The following is a 1,107-nucleotide window of genomic DNA, read 5'->3' as shown; positions in this document are numbered from 1 at the left end:
CTCCGACACCCCGTCGGTGTGCAGGAGCAGGACGTCACCCGGCTCCGGCTCGAAGCGCCGGTCCGGGTACCCGCCGCCGGTGAGCCCGAGCAGCCCCAGCGGCGGCGTCGGGAACGGCGGCTCCAGCTCGCTCACCCGGCCCGCCCGGCGCAGCAGCGGGGGCGGGTGGCCGCAGTTCACCAGCCGCACCGGCCCCCGGTCCGCCGCCACGTCGAGCAGCAGCGCGGTGGCGAACCGCCCCTCGTCCGACGGCCGGGCGGCGAGCGCCGCGTCCAGCCGTTCGGCGAGCCGGCCGGGATCGGGTTCGGTCCGGGCGGCCTCCCGGAACACCCCGAGGACGTCCGCCGCCGTCTCCACCGCCGGCAGTCCGTGCCCCTGGACGTCGCCGAGCAGGATGCGCACCCCGAAACGGGTCTCCACCACGGCGTACAGGTCCCCGCCGATCCGCGCCTCGGCGGCCGCCGCCACGTACCGCACCGCCACGCGCAACGGCCCGATCCGCTCCGGCGGCGGGCGCAGCAGGGCCCGCTGCGCCGCCTCGGCCACCGTCCGGACCTGGAACAGCTCCCGCTCGCGGGCCGCCACCAGGACGACACTGGCGGCGCTGGCCAGGGTCGAGGCCAGGACGGTGACCGGCACGCTGATCCGGACCGAGAGCGGCAGCTGCGCGTTGGCCGACTCCAGCAGCCCGACGGTGAGCAGCGCCACCGCACCGACCAGCAGCGGCACCCGGGCCCGCCGGGTGGTCGCGCCGGCGAGCACCGGGGCCACCGCGAGCAGCGGGGCCAGGGTGGTTCCGGGCCCGATCGCCAGTGCGGCCACGACGGCGGCGACCAGCAGCAGGAGCGCGCCGTAGAGCAGCAGCCGGGTCCGCCTCGGCAGGTGCAGCGGCGGCACCCCGTCCGGGCCGTCGGCGGTCACGCGTCCTCCAGTGGTGCCGGTCGGTCGCTCCGGCGGGTCGATCCCGGGGGTGGTCCGGCCGGCCGGTCGGTGTGCAGATCGGTCGGTCGGTGTGCAGATCGGTCGGCCGGGGCGGGTCGGGTCCGGCCGCACCCCGGTCCGCCGGCCGCCCGGCCCGGCGTACGGTCGGAGGCCCCCGGCGGAACG

1 protein-coding gene is annotated in these 1,107 nt (G+C 78.8%); it reads right to left on the bottom strand.

The genetic code is table 11. The annotated features are described in order from the left end of the window. Positions 1 to 921: PP2C family protein-serine/threonine phosphatase (locus ACIQOV_RS42470; RefSeq protein WP_401056628.1), on the bottom strand; the 921-nt coding region annotated here is incomplete at its 3' end. Positions 922 to 1,107: the final 186 nt, after the last annotated feature.

It is taken from the genome of Kitasatospora sp. NPDC091257 (assembly GCF_044757675.1).
Taxonomy (GTDB): Bacteria; Actinomycetota; Actinomycetes; order Streptomycetales; family Streptomycetaceae; genus Kitasatospora; species Kitasatospora lactacystinica.
Note: the sequence above shows the minus strand (reverse complement) of the source record. Positions and strands in the feature narration are given on the sequence as shown.